Raw genomic sequence first — 1,535 nt, forward strand, 5'->3', positions numbered from 1 at the left:
CCAGAGCCTTAAGTTAGAAGTAATGAGGAATGCGACCACGAGCACTCCCAAAATTTGAGATGACGCTTCAAGCCGATGATTTAGACTGGGAGTCATTTCGTCTTTATCATTCATCTTCGTATAACGTTATGGATGATCGGTGGCGCGATAGCGACATTGATCACTCCTTCTTGTTAGGTCTTTTCACCTAGTATCCGAAGTAAGCTTTTGAGCTTCTGGTAGTTAAGCCCCAAATTGTTACAGCACTGATTAAGAGATTAATTATGCCTATGAACGCAGCAGGCCCAAAATTGATTAAACCAACAGGTATCAATAAACATAGAACGATAGCTGTGATCCATGAGCAGATAAGGACAAAACCTCTAACAAATCGAGACGCCTCTATTATCGCGACGATTATCAAAACAGAAACTAGAATTCCAAAGCCACTACCCAGCGTTTCCGAAAGGGGAACCTTTCCGACGTAAGCAAGGGTATCGATAATTCCAATGATGACTATGGCAATATTGAGCCAAACAACTGTTTTGAGTGGCCCTGGCAGGGAGCTGAGCTTTCCTCTTTCTATATTCGTTTTCCTATGATGCCTATTTTTGCTTCTACAGGCTCCCGATGTCTCGTTGTATTTGAAAAGACAAGATTCACTGCAAAATAGGTGGTTATTCCATTCTATCGCAGACTCGGGCGCGAGTGATGTATTTCGTCCACAGTTTGTACAGCGAGTGTTCATTGTTATTTTTTATCTAACGTAGGGATGTGACGATGGCGGCGCTAGCCGACATTGTCACTATCGGCTGGTTGGGATTTCAATTCTTCGAATGAGTCAAACCAGACTTCAATGTAGGATTCTGCAGTGAAGCCTAAGCAGATGGTTCCAAATTCTTTCTGGGTGCCTCTTTCTTTTTCAATCCAGAATCTGCTAGCTGAAAAGATTTCTCCAATGCTATCGATGTCATCGGGGGCATAAAGCTTAAGAATTTTTTCTTTTCCATTTTTATCAAGGGTCGTGATTTCCACTGAGCGGCCTGAGGAGTCAGGCCGCTGCAATACCTTCAATTCAGTGATTCTTCCTGAATCGATCGAGGAGTCGTAGAGTTGAAGATTATCGCTCATTCTTTTTCCCAACGTAGGTGATAGGCACGGCTGAGCTTCTGAGGATTTAGGAGTTCAGTAAAGTGGATTTCTTCGTGATGGTCCGCACAACGATTGAGCGCCAGCTCAGTCGTTGTCTACTCGCCCTGGTTATACCTTTTTTCTTTTGTTGATGGCTTTGGCGATACTCCATGACAATCCGAGTAAGCAGATAATAATACCTAAAAAGAATCCCACGATAGCCGAGGCCGTCGGGTCATCCGTTTCTTCAATTTTAAAGCCAACGAGGACGGAAATTACTGCGATGATAAAACCAATGAGTGAAGTGGACCCGAACCTTGGACAGGTTGCAGTGATTGTTTAGATGTAGTCCAGTGGAGCTTCGGATGGAAGTCCAGACTGGAAGGTTGTTGGATGTTGTTATTGGTGGTGGGCAGCTGCCTTCG

General features: G+C 44.0%; 1 protein-coding gene. It reads right to left on the bottom strand.

The features are described 5' to 3' along the window. Positions 1-768: 768 nt before the first annotated feature. Positions 769-1,110, bottom strand: a complete 342-nt coding sequence (locus O2597_RS18560) for a hypothetical protein (RefSeq protein WP_269527277.1) — start codon at positions 1,108-1,110, stop codon at positions 769-771. Positions 1,111-1,535 lie beyond the last annotated feature (425 nt).

The organism is Coraliomargarita parva (assembly GCF_027257905.1).
Taxonomy (GTDB): domain Bacteria; phylum Verrucomicrobiota; class Verrucomicrobiia; order Opitutales; family Coraliomargaritaceae; genus Coraliomargarita_A; species Coraliomargarita_A parva.